General features: G+C 65.1%; 18 protein-coding genes. 12 read left to right on the forward strand and 6 right to left on the reverse strand.

The window, feature by feature from the left end; genetic code table 11:
• Positions 1-63: 63 nt before the first annotated feature.
• The 5 genes from AC1DEM_RS12145 (at position 64) to AC1DEM_RS12165 (ending at position 4,303) form a co-directional block, all read left to right on the forward strand.
• A complete protein-coding gene (locus AC1DEM_RS12145) occupies positions 64-1,515 on the forward strand; it encodes an MFS transporter (protein WP_476884612.1) in 1,452 nt (483 codons plus the stop codon).
• Between the two features lie 83 nt (positions 1,516-1,598).
• Positions 1,599-2,480 (forward strand): aldo/keto reductase, encoded by an 882-nt coding sequence (locus tag AC1DEM_RS12150; RefSeq protein ID WP_476884711.1) that lies wholly within the window; start codon positions 1,599-1,601, stop codon positions 2,478-2,480.
• 20 nt (positions 2,481-2,500) lie between these two features.
• Positions 2,501-3,517, forward strand: coding sequence for an aldo/keto reductase (locus AC1DEM_RS12155; protein WP_476884613.1), 1,017 nt, complete (start codon positions 2,501-2,503; stop codon positions 3,515-3,517).
• 43 nt (positions 3,518-3,560) lie between these two features.
• Positions 3,561-3,893, forward strand: coding sequence for a carboxymuconolactone decarboxylase family protein (locus AC1DEM_RS12160; RefSeq protein WP_476884614.1), 333 nt, complete (start codon positions 3,561-3,563; stop codon positions 3,891-3,893).
• Positions 3,894-3,901: 8 nt separating this feature from the next.
• Positions 3,902-4,303: a (R)-mandelonitrile lyase gene (locus AC1DEM_RS12165; protein ID WP_476884615.1), complete on the forward strand. Its 402-nt coding sequence runs from the start codon at positions 3,902-3,904 to the stop codon at positions 4,301-4,303.
• Between the two features lie 132 nt (positions 4,304-4,435).
• Here AC1DEM_RS12165 and AC1DEM_RS12170 read toward each other — a convergent pair whose 3' ends face one another.
• Together AC1DEM_RS12170 and AC1DEM_RS12175 are read right to left on the reverse strand one after the other, a co-directional pair.
• Complete coding sequence (locus AC1DEM_RS12170) at positions 4,436-5,509, reverse strand: DNA polymerase IV (protein ID WP_476884616.1); 1,074 nt, start codon at positions 5,507-5,509, stop codon at positions 4,436-4,438.
• Positions 5,510-5,813: 304 nt separating this feature from the next.
• Positions 5,814-6,509 (reverse strand): carboxymuconolactone decarboxylase family protein, encoded by a 696-nt coding sequence (locus AC1DEM_RS12175; RefSeq protein WP_476884617.1) that lies wholly within the window; start codon positions 6,507-6,509, stop codon positions 5,814-5,816.
• 199 nt (positions 6,510-6,708) lie between these two features.
• Between AC1DEM_RS12175 and AC1DEM_RS12180 the strand changes: the two genes are divergently transcribed.
• Complete coding sequence (locus AC1DEM_RS12180; protein ID WP_476884618.1) at positions 6,709-7,239, forward strand: GNAT family N-acetyltransferase; 531 nt, start codon at positions 6,709-6,711, stop codon at positions 7,237-7,239.
• A 33-nt stretch (positions 7,240-7,272) separates the two neighbouring features.
• On the opposite strand, the gene AC1DEM_RS12185 is transcribed toward AC1DEM_RS12180, so the two are convergent.
• The gene (locus tag AC1DEM_RS12185) at positions 7,273-7,665 is read right to left on the reverse strand and encodes a VOC family protein (RefSeq protein ID WP_476884619.1); all 393 of its coding nucleotides are present in this window, start codon (positions 7,663-7,665) and stop codon (positions 7,273-7,275) included.
• 359 nt (positions 7,666-8,024) lie between these two features.
• Here AC1DEM_RS12185 and AC1DEM_RS12190 point away from each other — a divergent pair, with 359 nt between their 5' ends.
• From AC1DEM_RS12190 to AC1DEM_RS12210, 5 genes are all read left to right on the forward strand, one after another.
• Positions 8,025-9,317: a DJ-1/PfpI family protein gene (locus AC1DEM_RS12190; RefSeq protein WP_476884712.1), complete on the forward strand. Its 1,293-nt coding sequence runs from the start codon at positions 8,025-8,027 to the stop codon at positions 9,315-9,317.
• Positions 9,318-9,419: 102 nt separating this feature from the next.
• Positions 9,420-9,806, forward strand: a complete 387-nt coding sequence (locus tag AC1DEM_RS12195; RefSeq protein ID WP_476884620.1) for a hypothetical protein — start codon at positions 9,420-9,422, stop codon at positions 9,804-9,806.
• 108 nt (positions 9,807-9,914) lie between these two features.
• Positions 9,915-11,132: a sensor histidine kinase gene (locus tag AC1DEM_RS12200; protein ID WP_476884621.1), complete on the forward strand. Its 1,218-nt coding sequence runs from the start codon at positions 9,915-9,917 to the stop codon at positions 11,130-11,132.
• A complete protein-coding gene (locus AC1DEM_RS12205; protein WP_476884622.1) occupies positions 11,120-11,803 on the forward strand; it encodes a response regulator in 684 nt (227 codons plus the stop codon). The genes AC1DEM_RS12200 and AC1DEM_RS12205 overlap by 13 nt, the downstream gene beginning before the upstream one ends.
• A 94-nt stretch (positions 11,804-11,897) precedes the next feature.
• Positions 11,898-12,482 (forward strand): 5-formyltetrahydrofolate cyclo-ligase, encoded by a 585-nt coding sequence (locus AC1DEM_RS12210; protein ID WP_476884623.1) that lies wholly within the window; start codon positions 11,898-11,900, stop codon positions 12,480-12,482.
• A gap of 71 nt (positions 12,483-12,553) precedes the next feature.
• Here the strand turns inward: AC1DEM_RS12210 and AC1DEM_RS12215 are convergent, their stop codons facing one another.
• The 3 genes from AC1DEM_RS12215 to AC1DEM_RS12225 all read right to left on the reverse strand — a co-directional run bounded on the left by AC1DEM_RS12215 (position 12,554) and on the right by AC1DEM_RS12225 (position 14,226).
• Entirely contained in the window at positions 12,554-13,213 is a 660-nt protein-coding gene (locus AC1DEM_RS12215) for a cyclodeaminase/cyclohydrolase family protein (RefSeq protein ID WP_476884624.1), read from the reverse strand.
• Positions 13,214-13,304: 91 nt separating this feature from the next.
• Entirely contained in the window at positions 13,305-13,688 is a 384-nt protein-coding gene (locus AC1DEM_RS12220) for an SHOCT domain-containing protein (protein WP_476884625.1), read from the reverse strand.
• A 382-nt stretch (positions 13,689-14,070) separates the two neighbouring features.
• On the reverse strand, positions 14,071-14,226 hold the full coding sequence (locus tag AC1DEM_RS12225) for a hypothetical protein (RefSeq protein WP_018773067.1): 156 nt from the start codon (positions 14,224-14,226) through the stop codon (positions 14,071-14,073).
• Positions 14,227-14,646: 420 nt separating this feature from the next.
• Here AC1DEM_RS12225 and AC1DEM_RS12230 point away from each other — a divergent pair, with 420 nt between their 5' ends.
• Positions 14,647-15,090 carry a DUF3054 domain-containing protein gene (locus AC1DEM_RS12230; RefSeq protein ID WP_476884626.1) on the forward strand — a complete coding sequence of 148 codons (444 nt, stop codon included), beginning with the start codon at positions 14,647-14,649 and terminating at the stop codon, positions 15,088-15,090.
• Positions 15,091-15,162: the final 72 nt, after the last annotated feature.

Raw genomic sequence — 15,162 nt, forward strand, 5'->3', positions numbered from 1 at the left:
ACTGGCGTTACCCGGAACAACCGTGACTCCCGGCCCGTGAGGAATCACGGTTGCATTGAAAGCATGAAACCTGAACCCACAACAGCCCACCCGGCTGCGATTCTGGCGATCATCCTCGCCAGCTACTTCATGATCCTGCTGGACAACTCGGTTATCTTCACCGCCCTGCCGAGCCTGCAGGCAGATCTGCAGCTGAGCACCGGTGAGCTCACCTGGGTTCAGGACGCGTACACGCTGGTCTTCGGCGGCCTGCTGCTCCTCGGTGCCCGGGCAGGAGACCTACTCGGACGCCGGCGGGTCTTCGTGTTCGGGCTGGTTGTGTTCTCGATCGCGTCGCTGCTGATCGGACTGGCACCGACTGGCTGGTGGGCGATCGCCGGCCGTGCCGTGCAGGGTGTCGGGGCTGCGATCGTCGCGCCCGCCGCACTCTCCCTACTCACGGCCAGCTTCCCGGAAGGCCGCGAGCGCACCCGGGCCGTCGCCTTGTACGGCGCCACCGCAGGGATCGGCGCCAGCCTCGGTCTAGTCATCGGCGGGGCGCTGGCCCACTGGATCTCCTGGCGGGCCGGGTTCTTCGTCAACGTACCCATTGGCGCCGCGATGATCGCACTCGCCCCACGGTTCCTCACGGAATCAGGCCGTGCCCGCGGCCGCTTTGACCTATCCGGGGCAGTCAGCGCCACGCTGGGTGTCGGCGCTCTCGTATTCGGCATCATCAACACCGTCGACGCCGGCTGGGCTTCCCCGGTCACAATCACGGCCGTCAGCGCCGGCGTCGTGCTCCTGATCGTGTTCGTCCTGATCGAGCGCAGGGCTGCCCAGCCCATCATGCCGTTGCGGCTGTTCGCGAGCCGCCGACGAACCGGCGCCTATGTCGCCCGCTTTCTGTACCTGGGCGCGATGATCGCATTCTTCTTTTTCACCACCCAGTTCCTCCAGGAAGTACTTGGCTTCGACCCTCTCCAGGCCGGCATCGGGTTCCTCCCCATGACGGCGGTCAACTTCGCTGTTGCAATGAGCATTCCGCGGCTCATTGGTAAAGTGCCCGGTTCAGTTCCACTCGTGGCCGGCATCCTGATCACTCTTGCCGGGATGTTCTGGCTCAGCCGAGTCGGTGTGGACTCCGGCTATCTGACCGGAGTGGCGCTGCCGATGGTCCTCATCGGCGCCGGCCAGGGCCTCGCGTTTGCGCCGCTGACCTCGTTCGGCATCGTCGGCGCTCCCGCGGCCGACGCCGGCGCGGCATCGGGCCTGGTGAACACCTTCCATCAGGTCGGCACCTGCTTGGGGCTTGGCATCGCGGTCGCGGCGGCAGCGGCCGTCCCGGCGGCGGGTTCCGCTGCAGCGCACCTGGCCTCGCAGGTCAGCGTCGCCCTCACGACGGGCAGCATTCTCCTGCTCCTTGCCCTGATCGTGACCACAGCCGCCATCCTGCCCGCCGATCTTGCCGCCCGCCGCACACAGAAGCAGCACGCCAGGACCGCCCCTGCGCCGCAGGTCCAAGAGGTCGGTTGAACCAACAACGCCATCCACAAGAAGGGGGTAATGACGTGCACTCCCACAATTCCGTACGTCTCAATATCGTGAAAGGCATGAACATGAAACTGACCCTCAACAACGGCGTCACAATGCCAGCCCTGGGCCTGGGGGTTTTCCAAAGTGCCCCGGAGCAGACCACTGCCGCGGTCGAGGCCGCGCTGGGCACCGGTTACCGGCACATCGATACCGCCGCCGCGTACGGCAACGAGCGGGAAGTCGGGCAGGGCATCCGCACCTCCGGCCTTGACCGTCCGGAGGTGTTCATCGAGACCAAGGTCTGGGTCAGCGACTACGGCTACGACCAAACACTTCACGCCTGGGACAAAGCGACGGGCAAGCTCGGCGTCGACTATCTTGACCTGCTCATCCTGCACCAACCCGCCCCCGACCGGTTCGAAAAAACCATCGCCGCGTACAAGGCGCTGGAGAGCCTACTTGCCGACGGGCGCGTCCGGGCGATCGGCGTCAGCAACTTCATGCCGCACCACCTGCAGCGACTGCTCGACGCGACCGACGTCGTCCCGGCCGTGAACCAGATCGAACTGCACCCCTACTTCACCCAGCCGGACGTACAGGCAGTCGATGCCCAGCACGGCATCCTCACCCAGGCCTGGTCACCGATCGGAGGCATCACCTTCTACCCAGGGTGGGGCCAGGAGCGCCGGAACGTCATGGAAGACCCGGCAATCGCCACCCTCGCACGGGCCTACGGCAAGAGTCCGGCACAGGTCATGCTCCGCTGGCACCTGCAGCAGGGCCGCTCCGCCATCCCGAAATCGACCAACCCTGCACGCATCGCCGAAAACTTCGACGTGTTCGACTTCGAACTCACTGCCGAGGAACTCACCGCCATCGATTCGCTCAACACCGGCAACCGCAACGGTCCGGACCCGGACGAAGCCCGCGAGGATCGCTTCGCCATGGTCATCCCCGAAGCCTAAGACAGAGAGAAGAAACCACTATGGAATACCGTCCCCTGGGCCGCACCGGCGTGCAGGTCAGCCCCCTATGTCTCGGTGCGATGATGTTCGGCCCCTGGGGCAACAACGACACCGCCGACTCCATCCGCATCATCCACCGCGCCCTCGACGCGGGCATCAACTTCATCGACACCGCCGACGTCTACTCGGGCGGGGCATCCGAGGAAATAGTCGGACAGGCACTCGACGGGCGACGGGACGAGGTGTTCCTCGCCACCAAGTTCTTCATGCCCATGAGCGAGGACCCCAACCAGCGCGGCGGCTCTCGCCGCTGGATCATGCAAGCAGTCGAAGACTCCCTTCGCCGGCTCAACACCGACTACATCGACCTCTACCAGGTCCACCGCCCCAGCCCCGATACCGACGTCGAAGAAACCCTCGGCGCGCTCAGCGACCTCGTCCGCCAAGGCAAAGTCCGTTACCTCGGTTCCTCGTCCTACTCCGGGTCCCAGATCGTGGAGGCCCAGTGGGCCTCCCGGGAACGCAACCTGGAGCGGTTCGTCACCGAGCAGCCGCCCTACTCGATTCTGGTCCGCGGCATCGAAGAAGACGTTCTCCCCACGGCCCAACGCCACGGCATGGGTACGCTCACCTACAGCCCGCTCAGCGGCGGGTGGCTTTCAGGGCGCTGGCGCAAGGACTCGGCATCGACGCCCACCTCCCCCGCACGTCCGAACGCCCGCTTCGACATGAGCAGCCCCGCGAACCAGCGAAAACTCGACATCGTCGAAGAACTTGCCCAGCTCGCCGAACACAACGGACTGACCCTCATCGAGCTGGCGATCGCTTTCGCGATCAACCACCCGGGCGTGACGGCCGCCATCGTTGGCCCGCGCACCATGGAACAACTCGAGTCTTACCTGCCCGCCGCTGACATCACACTGGGTACCGAGGTGCTGGACCGCATCGACCAAATCGTCGCACCCGGCGTCACCGTCAACCCCGACGACAACAGCTACGGCACCCATGAACTCGCAGCGCAGACACGACGGCGGTGACAGACACGCGACCTCTGCGGCAGTGAGAGCAACCCCGATCATCGTGACTTACCAGCCCAAGCAGGTCGGGGGCGGACGGAGAATGTTCGGCGACTTCGCTCCCAAGCTCGCCGAGCTCACCGATGACGTCCTCTTTAAGGACGTCTGGAACCGGACCGAACTGAGCGCCCGCGATCGCAGCCTCATCACAGTAGCCGTGCTGACCGCCGGAGGGAACACCGAACAGCTGGGTTCCCACCTTGGCCGCGCCCTCGAAAACGGTATGACCCAGGAAGAGCTCATCGAAGCCATCACCCACGTCACGCTCTACGCCGGCTGGCCCAAGGGCATGTCCGCGATGGGCATCGCCAAGCAACTCTTCACAGACAACAAATAAGGAAAATCATGAACATCGAACCCTCAGCGCCGACCACGAAGAACCCGGCGGCCCAGTTCGCCGGCGACGTCTGGCTGGATCCGATCGCACTGCCTCACGAGAAGGACCAGACGATGGTCGTCGCGACCGTTCGCTTCGCTCCAGGTGCCCGCACCGCCTGGCACTCGCACAAGCACGGCCAGTACCTGCGCGTCACTCAAGGCGTCGGACGCTTCGGCGGCCGGGACGGCAGGATCATCGAGGTCCACCCCGGCCAGACGCTCTACACCCCGCCCGGCGAAGAGCACTGGCACGCTGCCGCCCCCGGCTGCTTCATGGAGCACATCGCCATGCTTCAGAACGGCGAGGACCCCGCCACAACCACGACCTGGGGCAAGCACATCACCGACGACGAATACAACGGCCGCTAACCCTCAGATGTTATTCGCAGACCCGGGACGTCGACGGAGAGCTTCCCTTCGGCGTTCCGGCGCGCTGGACAACAAGGACGGTTACTGCCGCGAAGCTATTCATCCGCGCTGGCAAGGAAGGGTACGACGCCGTCACCAACCGCCGCGCGTCGGCGTATGTCCCTTTCGGGCGTCGTCGGGCATTGCCATTTCGGCACGCAGGCCTAGCAGCCGGATCGGACGGCCGGCTTCGATTCCCTCTGCGAGGTCCAAGGACTGCGCGAGGATTTCGTTCCGGTCGAATGTCTCAGGAATCTTCCTCGCGTGGGTTTTGGTCAAGAACGGCGCGTACCGAACCTTGAGGGTCAGCCCGATCACAGGCCGTCCTTCGGCCACAACATCCTCAAGGACACGCGCTGTCAGCTCCCTGACGGCGTCGTCCACCTGGGCGGCCTCGGTCAGGTCCCGCTGGAAGGTGGTCTCCCGGCTATGCCCGCGGGCAACCCACGGGGTGTCGTCCACAACGCTGGCGCCGTCCCCGCGTCCGAGCTCCGCGTACCAAAGCCCCATCCTGGGGCCGAACTCCGGGACCAGGTCTTGGGGGTCGGACGCGGCGAGCTCGGCGACTGTGTTGATGCCAAGTTTGGCCAGCCGGCCCGACACTTTGGTTCCGACACCCCACAGGTCCTTGGTGGGCCGACTGCCCATGACGTCGAGCCAGTTCCCGGCAGTGAGTCGGAAGACGCCCGCCGGCTTGCCGAAACCGGTGGCGACCTTGGCTCGGACCAGGGTGTCGCCGATGCCAACACTGCAATGCAGCTGGGTTCGCTCCAGGACTGCGGCCTGCACCTGCCGGGCGTAGGCCTCCGGATTCTCTGTTTCGGTGCCTACAAAGGCCTCATCCCAACCCAGCACCTGCACGGTGGCGCCGGGCTGTGCGCGCAGGGTAGCCATCACGGTTTCAGACGCCGCCAGGTACGCCTCCTGGTCGACGGGCAGGATCACAGCGTCGGGTACCTTCCGGGCCGCAATGCGTAAGGGCATTCCGGAGCCCACGCCGAACGCCCTGGCTTCGTAGGATGCGGTGGACACCACGGCCCGTTCGGTGGGATCGCCCCGCCCGCCGACAATGATCGGCTTGCCGGCAAGCTCCGGCCGGCGGAGCACTTCGACCGCCGCGATGAACTGGTCGAGATCGACGTGCAGCACCCACCGGATTCCACTCACGCCACCAGTCTGCCTTAATCATCCCCGGCAAGCATCGGTTCTCCACCGGGCTTGGCCGCAGAGCCTGCGGCCTCCTGACCGCCTTTTCCAGCGCCGCTGAACACTGCCAGGTGGAACGAGGCTCCGGAAGGTGCCGTCGGGGCGCGCATCCGGGTCGTGGCCATACGCCACCAGGCGCTCCCGGGGCCAGGATCCGACGGCGGCGAGGTCGTCCCGCACATGAGCTGGCTCGTCGGCCAGTGGCATGTTCGCCGTGTCGCGGACTCCGTCGAGCCCGCCGGCCGCGTCCGCTTCCACCGGGCAATCAGTGCGTCAAAGTCGTCGGTTGCCGGACGAGGGCGCGGGTTGCGTATCCCTGTCGAAGTGACTCCTGGGCTTCGCACCCACCGAGTGAGACGAGCATCGCCAGTGTAAGGAACTCGCGCGTGGGCACGTCGATGCCGGTGCGTGTGAGGTGGTCTCCAAAGCAATCGGCTGAGAGGTAGCGCTGGAAGTGGATTTCGTCGTCGGGCGCCGAAGCATACATGCCCTCGATAACGTCACCCCCGACGATGTCCTTCTGCACGGCGAGTCCCTTCTCCGCACGGTCGGCCGGCGTGGTGCTGGACTGGCCCGGCAGTGGAAGCTCGATGCCCCGCTCGGTAAGGGCGTCATTCGTTGCGTGAATGAAGTCGACAACCTTGGCCATCCGCACATACGGGACGGCCTGGTAGACGATTTCCTTGACTTCGACCGGCATGATGCCCACGGCGAGCGCCGCGCCGAGCATGACGTGGTACTCCCCTATGGCCTGCGAGGCAATCATCGATGCGAGCTGCACCATGAGCCAGGTCCTCGTGTCCAGGTTTCCGTGGCGGAGCACCTCGTCGAAGGCGAAGTTGTCGAAATACCCGATGAGCTCGGGGTCGGTGACCGCCAGGGTCGAGACATGCCCCGGAAAAAGCTCGCCGTGGTTTTTGTGGGCCGCTGCGCTGGCAGCCCTTTCTGTCCGGTCGTTCATGATTGGGGAACGGTTGCTGGTATAGGCCACGAGTCCGGCCAACTGCAATCCTGAAGAATGAGGGAGTGCCTCCCGACACGTGTGCTGGCAGTACCCCCTCCACGCCCTCCGCCGCGGGTAGGCTCACCTTGCAGTCGGACACAGTGCAGTGCCGACATAGGCACGGTCGGGCCAGCTGTTTCGAGGAAGAGAGATATTGATGACGGAAGCGCCAAGTTCGGTTAATTCCCACGGCCGGCCCGCCGCACTGGCCGTGCGCCCTGCCGAGCCGACAGACCTGCCGATGCTCTATAGGTCCGAACTGCTGTATATGCGGGAAGTTGAGAGCGAACACGTCGACAAATGGCTGCAGGCGGTTGATCGGAATCTGGAGCTCTGGACAACGAACCTCTCCCGAGCTCGGGTTATCGACGTTGGCGGTCAGCCGGCAGGCATCATGCTGTGGATGCCGTTGCCTGAGGGAGTGGCAGTACTGGTCACCATCCACGTCCTGCCACAATTCCGGCGACAGGGACTCGGTCAACGCCTACTGGAGCGGTTCGTGTCCGATGCATCAGCCAGCGGGTCAAGCACGCTTACCTTGGGAGTGCACAAGGTCAACCCCGCACGGGAACTGTACGAACAGGCCGGCTTTGAACGGACCCACGCGGACAGCGACTATCTCTACTACTCGATGGCCGTGTCAGTCTCGAGCGCCCAAGGTTCGAGGCCGCTGCCCGGAACGCCTTAAGCTCAGATCGATCGAATCGCACGGCGGATGCGCCTAGCGCTGAAAGGCTTCCCGAACGTCCGGCGGCGTAGCTTCCTGGATGACCCAGCGGTTGCCGTCCGGGTCGCTGAAATAGGCGAAGGCGATTCCACCCATGTCCTGGACCTCGCTGATCTCCGCTCCGCGATGTAGAAGCTCAGCCCTTGTGGATGCCATGTCCGGGACCACGAGTTGCAGGCCTTCCAGGCTGCCCGGCGGCATGCTGGTCATTCCCGTGCCGATGACGATGGAGGCGGCGGAGCCGGGTGGCGTAAGTTGGACGACCCGGATGCCCGGTATGTATTCCACATCGTGGTCCAGGGCGAACCCAAGCCGGTCTGTGTAGAACGACTTGGCTTTGTCCACATCGCTGACGGGTACTTGTACAACCTCGAGGCGCATCTCCATGCGCCTCAGAGTACCCCGGTTTTCGCTGCGCACGGAGTGTGGCGCAAAGCCACGCCATGCGGCCGCCGCCGGGATTCCGGTCGGTCACCGCGGAGTGGACCGTGCAACCTGCGAGGTAGGCGAAGCCCTAGGGCGCGGTCACGTAGTACCCCGGTACCGGTTGGGCTGGTCCAAGAGAGTCCTCGCGGCCGATGTGGGTGGAGGGGGCGATCCGTAGCGTGAAAGAGCAAGGCGGGGCACATGGAAGGCGATGGCCCCGCAACTCCATACGGAATCGAGACTCACAAATGGCATCCCTCCCTACACGAATCATTCATTCCGCTCTCTCGGTTGGCTTCTTCCTCCTCGCTGTGACTGCGATGGCTTTCGCGGGCGCGTCGGTGGCGGATGCGGAAAGTCACGTCCGCCCCGCCGCCCAAGAGCCGAAGGAGCTGCCCGTGAATCGGCCCTCCTCCTCCGGCCCGATAGTTGTCGCCGTCGTACTGGGATCGTCAGGAACCGTTGGAAGTGATGTTCTGGCCCCCTACGAAGTATTTGCCAGCTCGCCGGATTTTTCGGTGTACACAATTGCCGCTCGGTCCGCCCCTGTGCCAATAGACGGGGGTCCGGCGATAGTGCCCACGTACACGTTCGAGGACGTCCGATCGGGCAAGGCCCGGCAGCCGGCCGTCGTCGTTGTGCCGGCCGTCGGCGCCCCGGAGGGCCCGGAGGAAACCGCAATGCGCGAGTGGATCGTGGAGCAATCAGGTCGCGGTGCCCGCATCTTGGGCGTCTGCAACGGATCGAGCGTCCTCGCCGGGACCGGCCTCTTGAATGGGCATAAGGCGACAAGCCACTGGTCCCGTCTGGGTGCCCTCAAGCAGAGCCATCCCGAGGTCCAGTGGACGGGAGGTCTGCGATTTGTTCAGGACGGCAGGATCACCACCACGGCCGGCGTAACCTCCGGCATCCCCGGCGCCCTGAAAGTCATGGAGGACATGGCGGGTGCCGTCGAAGCCGGACGAGTCGGCCGGCTGATGAAATACCCGGGTTGGCAGGCGGCGTCGCCAGCGCAGATACCCGTCCAGTCCTTCTCCGCCGCGGACATTCCTGTCGGACTCAACGCCCTCGTCCCGTGGCTCCGGCCGACGATAGACGTCGGGCTCTTCAACGGGGTGGGTGAGATCGACGTCGCCAGCGCCTTCGAGGTCTACAACATGTCCTTCGCCGCCCGGGCCGTGGCGGTCGGCGCCACTGATACCGTCACCACCAAGCATGGTCTCATTCTCCTGACCGTCCCGGAACATCAGGCTCCCCCGATGGACCGGTTCATCGCCCCCGGCGCGGCCCGGGCCCAGGACATTGATCCGCAATTGCGTAACTGGGCCGCGTCCCGCAGCACGCCCGTCGATGCGTTTACTGGTGCCGACGGAGCGCTCGGGTTCGACGGCGCCATAGAGTATCTGGCGCAGCACACCGACCGTGCGACGGCTGTATCGGCAGCCAAGATGATCGACTATCCCACGGCGCATCTGGACCTTCCGGCCGGAGGCGCCTCTATCCGGGTTTCCGGACTGATCGTGCTTGGCCTCCTGCTTGCTGTATTGGCCGGATCTCTCCCGGTGGCCATTCGAAGGGCCATCCGGCGCGGAAGGGAGGGGCGCGGATGGTGATTGCCATGATTCTGCCGGTTTCACGAATATGCTCTCCACAGCCACCACAACAGGGCGCAGGAACACCACGCTGCCTAGGACTGGACAAGAGGATGGGTTTAGATGCCGTTAGATCAGCTTTTCGCGACACTCGCCTGCGCACTTCTGGCCGGCCTGACCATCTTCCAGGGCGCGCTTATCGCCGGAGCTCCGCTGGGAAGAGCGGCGTGGGGCGGGCAACACCGCGTCCTTCCTGCCAAACTGCGAATCGGGAGCGCCCTGTCCATAGCCGTGTATGCTCTCTTCGCTTATGCAGCTCTGGCCAAGGCTGGTTTGGTCCCGCTGTTGGTCAGCGAATCCTTTACTGCGGTCACCATGTGGGTGATGACGGCATACTTCGTGCTGGGAGTCTTCATGAACGGGATCTCCCGCAGCAAACCCGAACGCCTCATCATGACCCCCGCCACGTTCGTCCTAGCCGCCCTCTACCTGGTCCTTGCGCTCCACTGATCTCCCAACCCACGGCCGAAGGACCCTTATGCACTTCACGACAGGTAGAGGCCGGCGCATGACCGGGGCGGGGTCCCGGCGGTCCCGGCAGCGTTGCCGGTACCGGCTGTGAAGTCACCGATTTCGTCGGGCGAACCGCGCGGGCCACGCGGGTGGTGCTCCCGCCCGCGCGTCACGGACCTCTTGGTCGCCGCCGCCTACACAGCACCGGCCCTGGCGGCAGCCATCGCCTTCCGGGATGGCGAGACCGAAGGGCCGTGGTTCGTTCTCCAGTGTCTCGCTGTGGTGGTTTCCGGCACCGCACTGGTCTTCCGCCGGCGAGCTCCGATGTCGTCTTTGGCTGCCACAGCAGGCATCATGCTCATCACGTTCTCGGTCCCGGCGAGCTTCGCAACGATCGCGACAGCCATGGCTCTGTACGCCGTCGGCGTTTACCGGTCAGCGCGGCACGCCGTCCTTTCCCTTCTGGGGACCGGTGCGATCCTCCTTATTGCCGCGGTCCTGCTGCCCTGGTCGATGGTGGACCTTGGCCAAGCCGTCCAGGCGATTGCCGTCCTGGTGATCGCGACACTGAGCGGCCTGAACGTCCGCACGCGCCGGCACTACGTGAGCGCTCTCGTGGACCGTGCGGACCGGCTGACGCGTGAACGGGAGCATCTGGCCAGCATCGCGGCCGCCGCGGAACGCAACGCGATCGCCCGGGAGATGCACGACATCGTCTCGCATGGATTGGCAGTGATGATTTCCCTGGCCCATGGTTCGGCCGAGATCGCCGCCACTGATCCTGCGCGCGCCGTCCAAGCCATGCGTCAAGTCGCCGAGACGGGACGCGTGGCGGTGACGGATATGCGCCGGATGCTGGGAGTCCTGAACGAAGGCGATACCGAAGGCAGTACCGGGATGTTGGCCGGCGCGGCAGTACCTTCGCCCGGGGTGGGGGACATTCCGGAGTTGGTGGAGCTGTTCGGTTCTGCGGGCCTTCCGGTGGCTTGGCAGCCGGCTGGTGTTGCTCCGGCCGATCCCGGAATCCAGCTAGCTATCTACCGTGTCGTCCAGGAAGGGCTTACTAATGCGCTTAAGTACGCAAGAGCTGCAACAGCGGTCACGGTTCGTACGGAGTTCAGCCCGCAGACGATCGTGGTCACGGTGACAGACGACGGGCACCCGGAGGTCGCCGCTGGCGACCATGCCGGGCGTGGCGTCGCGGGAATGCGTGAGCGTGTCGCGCTGTACGGCGGCACGCTGCGCGCGGGTCCTCTGGCCAGCGGTGGATGGTCCGTGACCGCCCGGTTCCCACCGCAGGAGGGATCTCCGTGGCTTCGGTAGGTGCCCCGTTCAGCCGTCCGATCCGGGTACTGCTGGTTGATGACCAGACACTTGTCCGGATGGGTTTCCGCATGGTGCTTGATGCCCAGGACGGGGTGGAAGTCGTGGGGGAAGCCTCTGACGGCAGGATTGGCATCGACATGTGTCGAACCCTGGCGCCGGACGTGGTCCTGATGGATGTGCGGATGCCCGACACGGACGGCATCACCGCGACCCGGCGCATTGTCGAGGAGTGCCCGCAGTCACGGGTCATTGTCTTGACGACGTTCGACCTCGACGAGTATGCCTTCGCGGCACTCCGGGCCGGTGCCAGTGGTTTTCTACTCAAGGATGTCGGGCCATCTGAGTTGCTCGCCTCCATCAGGGCCGTCGCCGGAGGAGACGCCGCCATTTCCTCCAGGGTCAGCCGCCGGATGCTGGAGCTCTTCAGCCAACGACTTCCCTCGGGGCCCCCCGCCGCGGGCGACGAAGCGGTGGCGTCCCTGACACCGAGGGAGCGGGAAATACTCGTGGCCATCGGGCAGGGACTTACCAACACCGAGATCGGGGAACGGCTGACCGTGGCGGAATCAACGGTCAAAACCTATGTGGGCCGCATCCTCATGAAACTCGGGCTGCGCGACCGTGTACACGCCGTCATCTTCGCCTATGAACACGGCTTGGCACGCTAGCGGCGGCCGAACTGAACCCCCTGGCCGGCGGCGAATTTGTGAGTGACACTCTGAAGAAGGTGCGGGCAGCGGGAACTAGGGCTAGTGTCGCGGCATGGTGTCGGACGCTTTATTGAGGGATGCGAAGAGTGTCTTGCGCGCCGAGGTTCGTCTCGGCCGCCGGGCTCGATCGGTGAGTGAACGGGAAGCGGCCACGGCCGGCTTGACGGCGAATTTGATCGCTCTGGTCCGTCGCCGTGCCCCCACCTTGGTTGGTTGCTACCTGTCGGGTACAGATGAACCGAACACGCGGCCGTTCCTGAGCTGGGCCGCCGCCAACGGCGTAGAGGTTCTGGTTCCAGTGAGCAGACGGGACGGGCTCTTGGACTGGGTGCAGGCACGAGGAGGGCCCGAACAGGTCGGCCTGTACGGCATCTCTGAAATGGTTGGCGAAGTTGTCGGCCCCAGTGTGTTCCAGAGTGTTGAACTGCTGCTTATTCCCGCTGCCGCGGTCGACTTGTCGGGAATGAGGATGGGGTGGGGGCGCGGGTACTTTGACCGGGCTCTCGCGTCTCTAAGGGAGGCCCCTCCGGTGTTCGCCGTTGTCTACGACGACGAGTTGCTTGACTCGGTCCCGGCAGAGAGCCATGACCTACCCGTCAATGGGGTAGTAACCCCGAGTCAGACCCGCGAGTTCTGACCAGCCATATCCCAGATGCCCGGACAGTCGAGTTTCTTGGCCCTGCGGGATGGGCCGGCCGTTGCGCCGCATCAGACGACGTCGGTTGGGGCGGCGCGGTGATCGATCCCGGCGGTCAGTTCGTCGATCCGTTCAAGGGCGGCGTTGAAATGCTCAACCGTCGCCCAAAGTGACGGATGCTGTTCCCGGATGTTGTCGAGGGTGGTTTCCTCCGTGGCAAGCGCGGCGAGATCGAAACTGACATTGGTGCGCGCCCCCGTCACCGCTGCCCTTAGGGCACCGAACGCGACGACGACATCAGCAATGAGTGCCGGGTTACCGTTGGATGCGAGCCATCCCAGATCGCCGATGGCATCGATGGCCCGCTCGCCGAGCACGGCGGATGCCTTGGCAGCGACTACGGATGCCCGGTGGATTGCCTCCTCGCGCTCCGGTCCCGGCTCCAGCCGAAACGCGGCCCCGAAAGCCTTAGAAGCTGTCGCATCGTCATCGGCCAGCTGAAGGGCGACTTCTCGCAGAGCCCGCGCCCGCCCGTGAATATTGCTGAGTTCACCGCGCTGGTGCTCCTCCGCTTCTGTATATCCGGCCACCATAGACGTCAGGGACGCAGCGATGGCAAGCATTACTCCAGCCCCGGCTCCGCCACCTGGCGAACCAATGGACTCTGCCAAAGCCCGCGTCCAATCCTCAACGGTCGATCCTTGAGTTGTCACCGCGTCAGAATCAGCCATGACATTAAGTGTGCCCTCTAGTTGAGAGGTCCGCTGACTCAGCGAGCCCGCCAATGCACTTCATGACGCACTCGCAGGCACGTCCCGCCAATCAGGCCTGGCTCAGCGCCTTGGCCTTGACAGCGTCGAACTCGCTCTGAGTCAGCGTGCCGGCGTCGAGGAGTTCCTTGGCCTTCGCTATTTCCTGGGTGGGGGATGCTGCGGCCACGGAGCGGATGTACTCATTAGTGGCGGCTTGGGCCTGCTCTGCACTCTTGGCCTGCCGCTCGGCCATGCTGCGGCCCCGCGCGATCAGGTACACAAGAACCGTCAGGAACGGCACGAAGACGAGGAATATGATCCACACAGCCTTGAGCCAGCCGCTGAGCTCGTGGTCCCGGAAAATGTCGCTGATAACGGCAAACAGCGCGAAAAGGTAGGCGACGAACGCGAATCCCCAAAAGAACAGCCAAATGACGCTCCAGAATTGCTCCACGGGAGCCATCCTTTCGTTCTAAGGAAGCCCTGCTGGCATTCCTTAGGCGCCAAGGTAGTCCGCCGCGATATCCGCCGTTAGGACCATAAGGCCTGAATTTACCGAGGTGGAGCCCCTATGCCGTCCCGGACGCGGCTCCAGCCAGGGGCTTTCTACCGGAGCGCCTTGGCCTTCAGCATCTGGAACTCGTCGCCTGTGATGGTGCCTTCATCAAGGAGTCTCTTGCCCGCAGGCGGCTTGGCGCAAGTGAACGCTGGGACCCGTTTCGGCACCAGCCTACGCACGGCCTCATTGTCAACGAGCCTGTCAACGGGCTGGTCAATGAACGGTGGAGCGGGAGCGCGAGGCGGCCTAAGACGAGGCAGTCCTTTAAGTGGCAGGCCTAGAAGAAGTGCAGCTCACTGGCCGCGTCTGGGGAAGGATGCACCACGGGAGCTTGGCCGAGCTCGAGCAGGATGTCGTTAATGCTCAGCTGGCCGTCCAGCTGAGGATCCAGCTGCACCGGGACAACAGCCTCCGGAACGGCGTCGCTACTCATGCGACGATCATATGTGCGGACAGGCCCCCCAGCCCGCGGGCCACGCCGTCCGAGGTGCCACGGACGGGCCGGCCCGGGCCCGCAACGCGGCCGGCGCCCTGGTTTCCCGGCGCCGCAGGCCATCCGGCGGTGAGGCGCCGGGGCCTCAGGCGCCGTCGTAGCAGTCTGAAGGGCGGCGATGTCCAGCTTGCGCATGCCGAACATTGCCTGCATGGCGCGCTGGGCGCCGGCGGAGTCGGGGCCACCGATCAGTTGTTCCAGCACTGACGGCACAACCTGCCACGAGACCCCGTAGCGGTCCTTGAGCCCCGGCTGGCTCCGGCGGCGATCAGAGGCATGGGACCGAGCCTAGCCCCCGGTGATTTCGGGCACCACGGCTCCTGCCGCCCGGCCCACCCGGACGGGGCTAGGCTTGGATGTATGCCTTCTCCAACCCCCAGACTCCCCCCTCCCGCCGCCCAGGACGTTCCCAGTACGGGCCTGCGGCCCGGGCAGACAGCAGCCCTGGCCGCCTCCGCGGATGCGCTCCTGATCCTGCTCTTCGCGGCGATAGGGCGCGACGCGCACCAGCGCGGGGACATCATCACCGGCGTCTTTGCGACGGCGTGGCCGTTCCTTGCGGGCGCGGCACTGGCGTGGCTCACCCTCCGGCTGTGGCATGACCCCCTGCGGGTGTGGCCCGCCGGCGTCGCCGTCTGGCTCGGAACGGTCGGCGTCGGCATGATCCTGCGAGCCGTCACCGGGCAGACGGTGGTGCTGCCGTTCATTATCGTGGCGCTGCTGAGTCTGGGCGTTTTCCTCCTGGGTTACCGCCTTGTGGCAGCGGGCGTGCGGCGGTTGCGTTCACGCCGTCGCCAGAGCTAATGCACTAGGCTGGCAGAAGATGGCAGCGCCCCGACAAGGGCCGCCGACAGGCCCGCAAACGGCGCAACCGAT

It is taken from the genome of Arthrobacter sp. 05T420 (assembly GCF_056396305.1).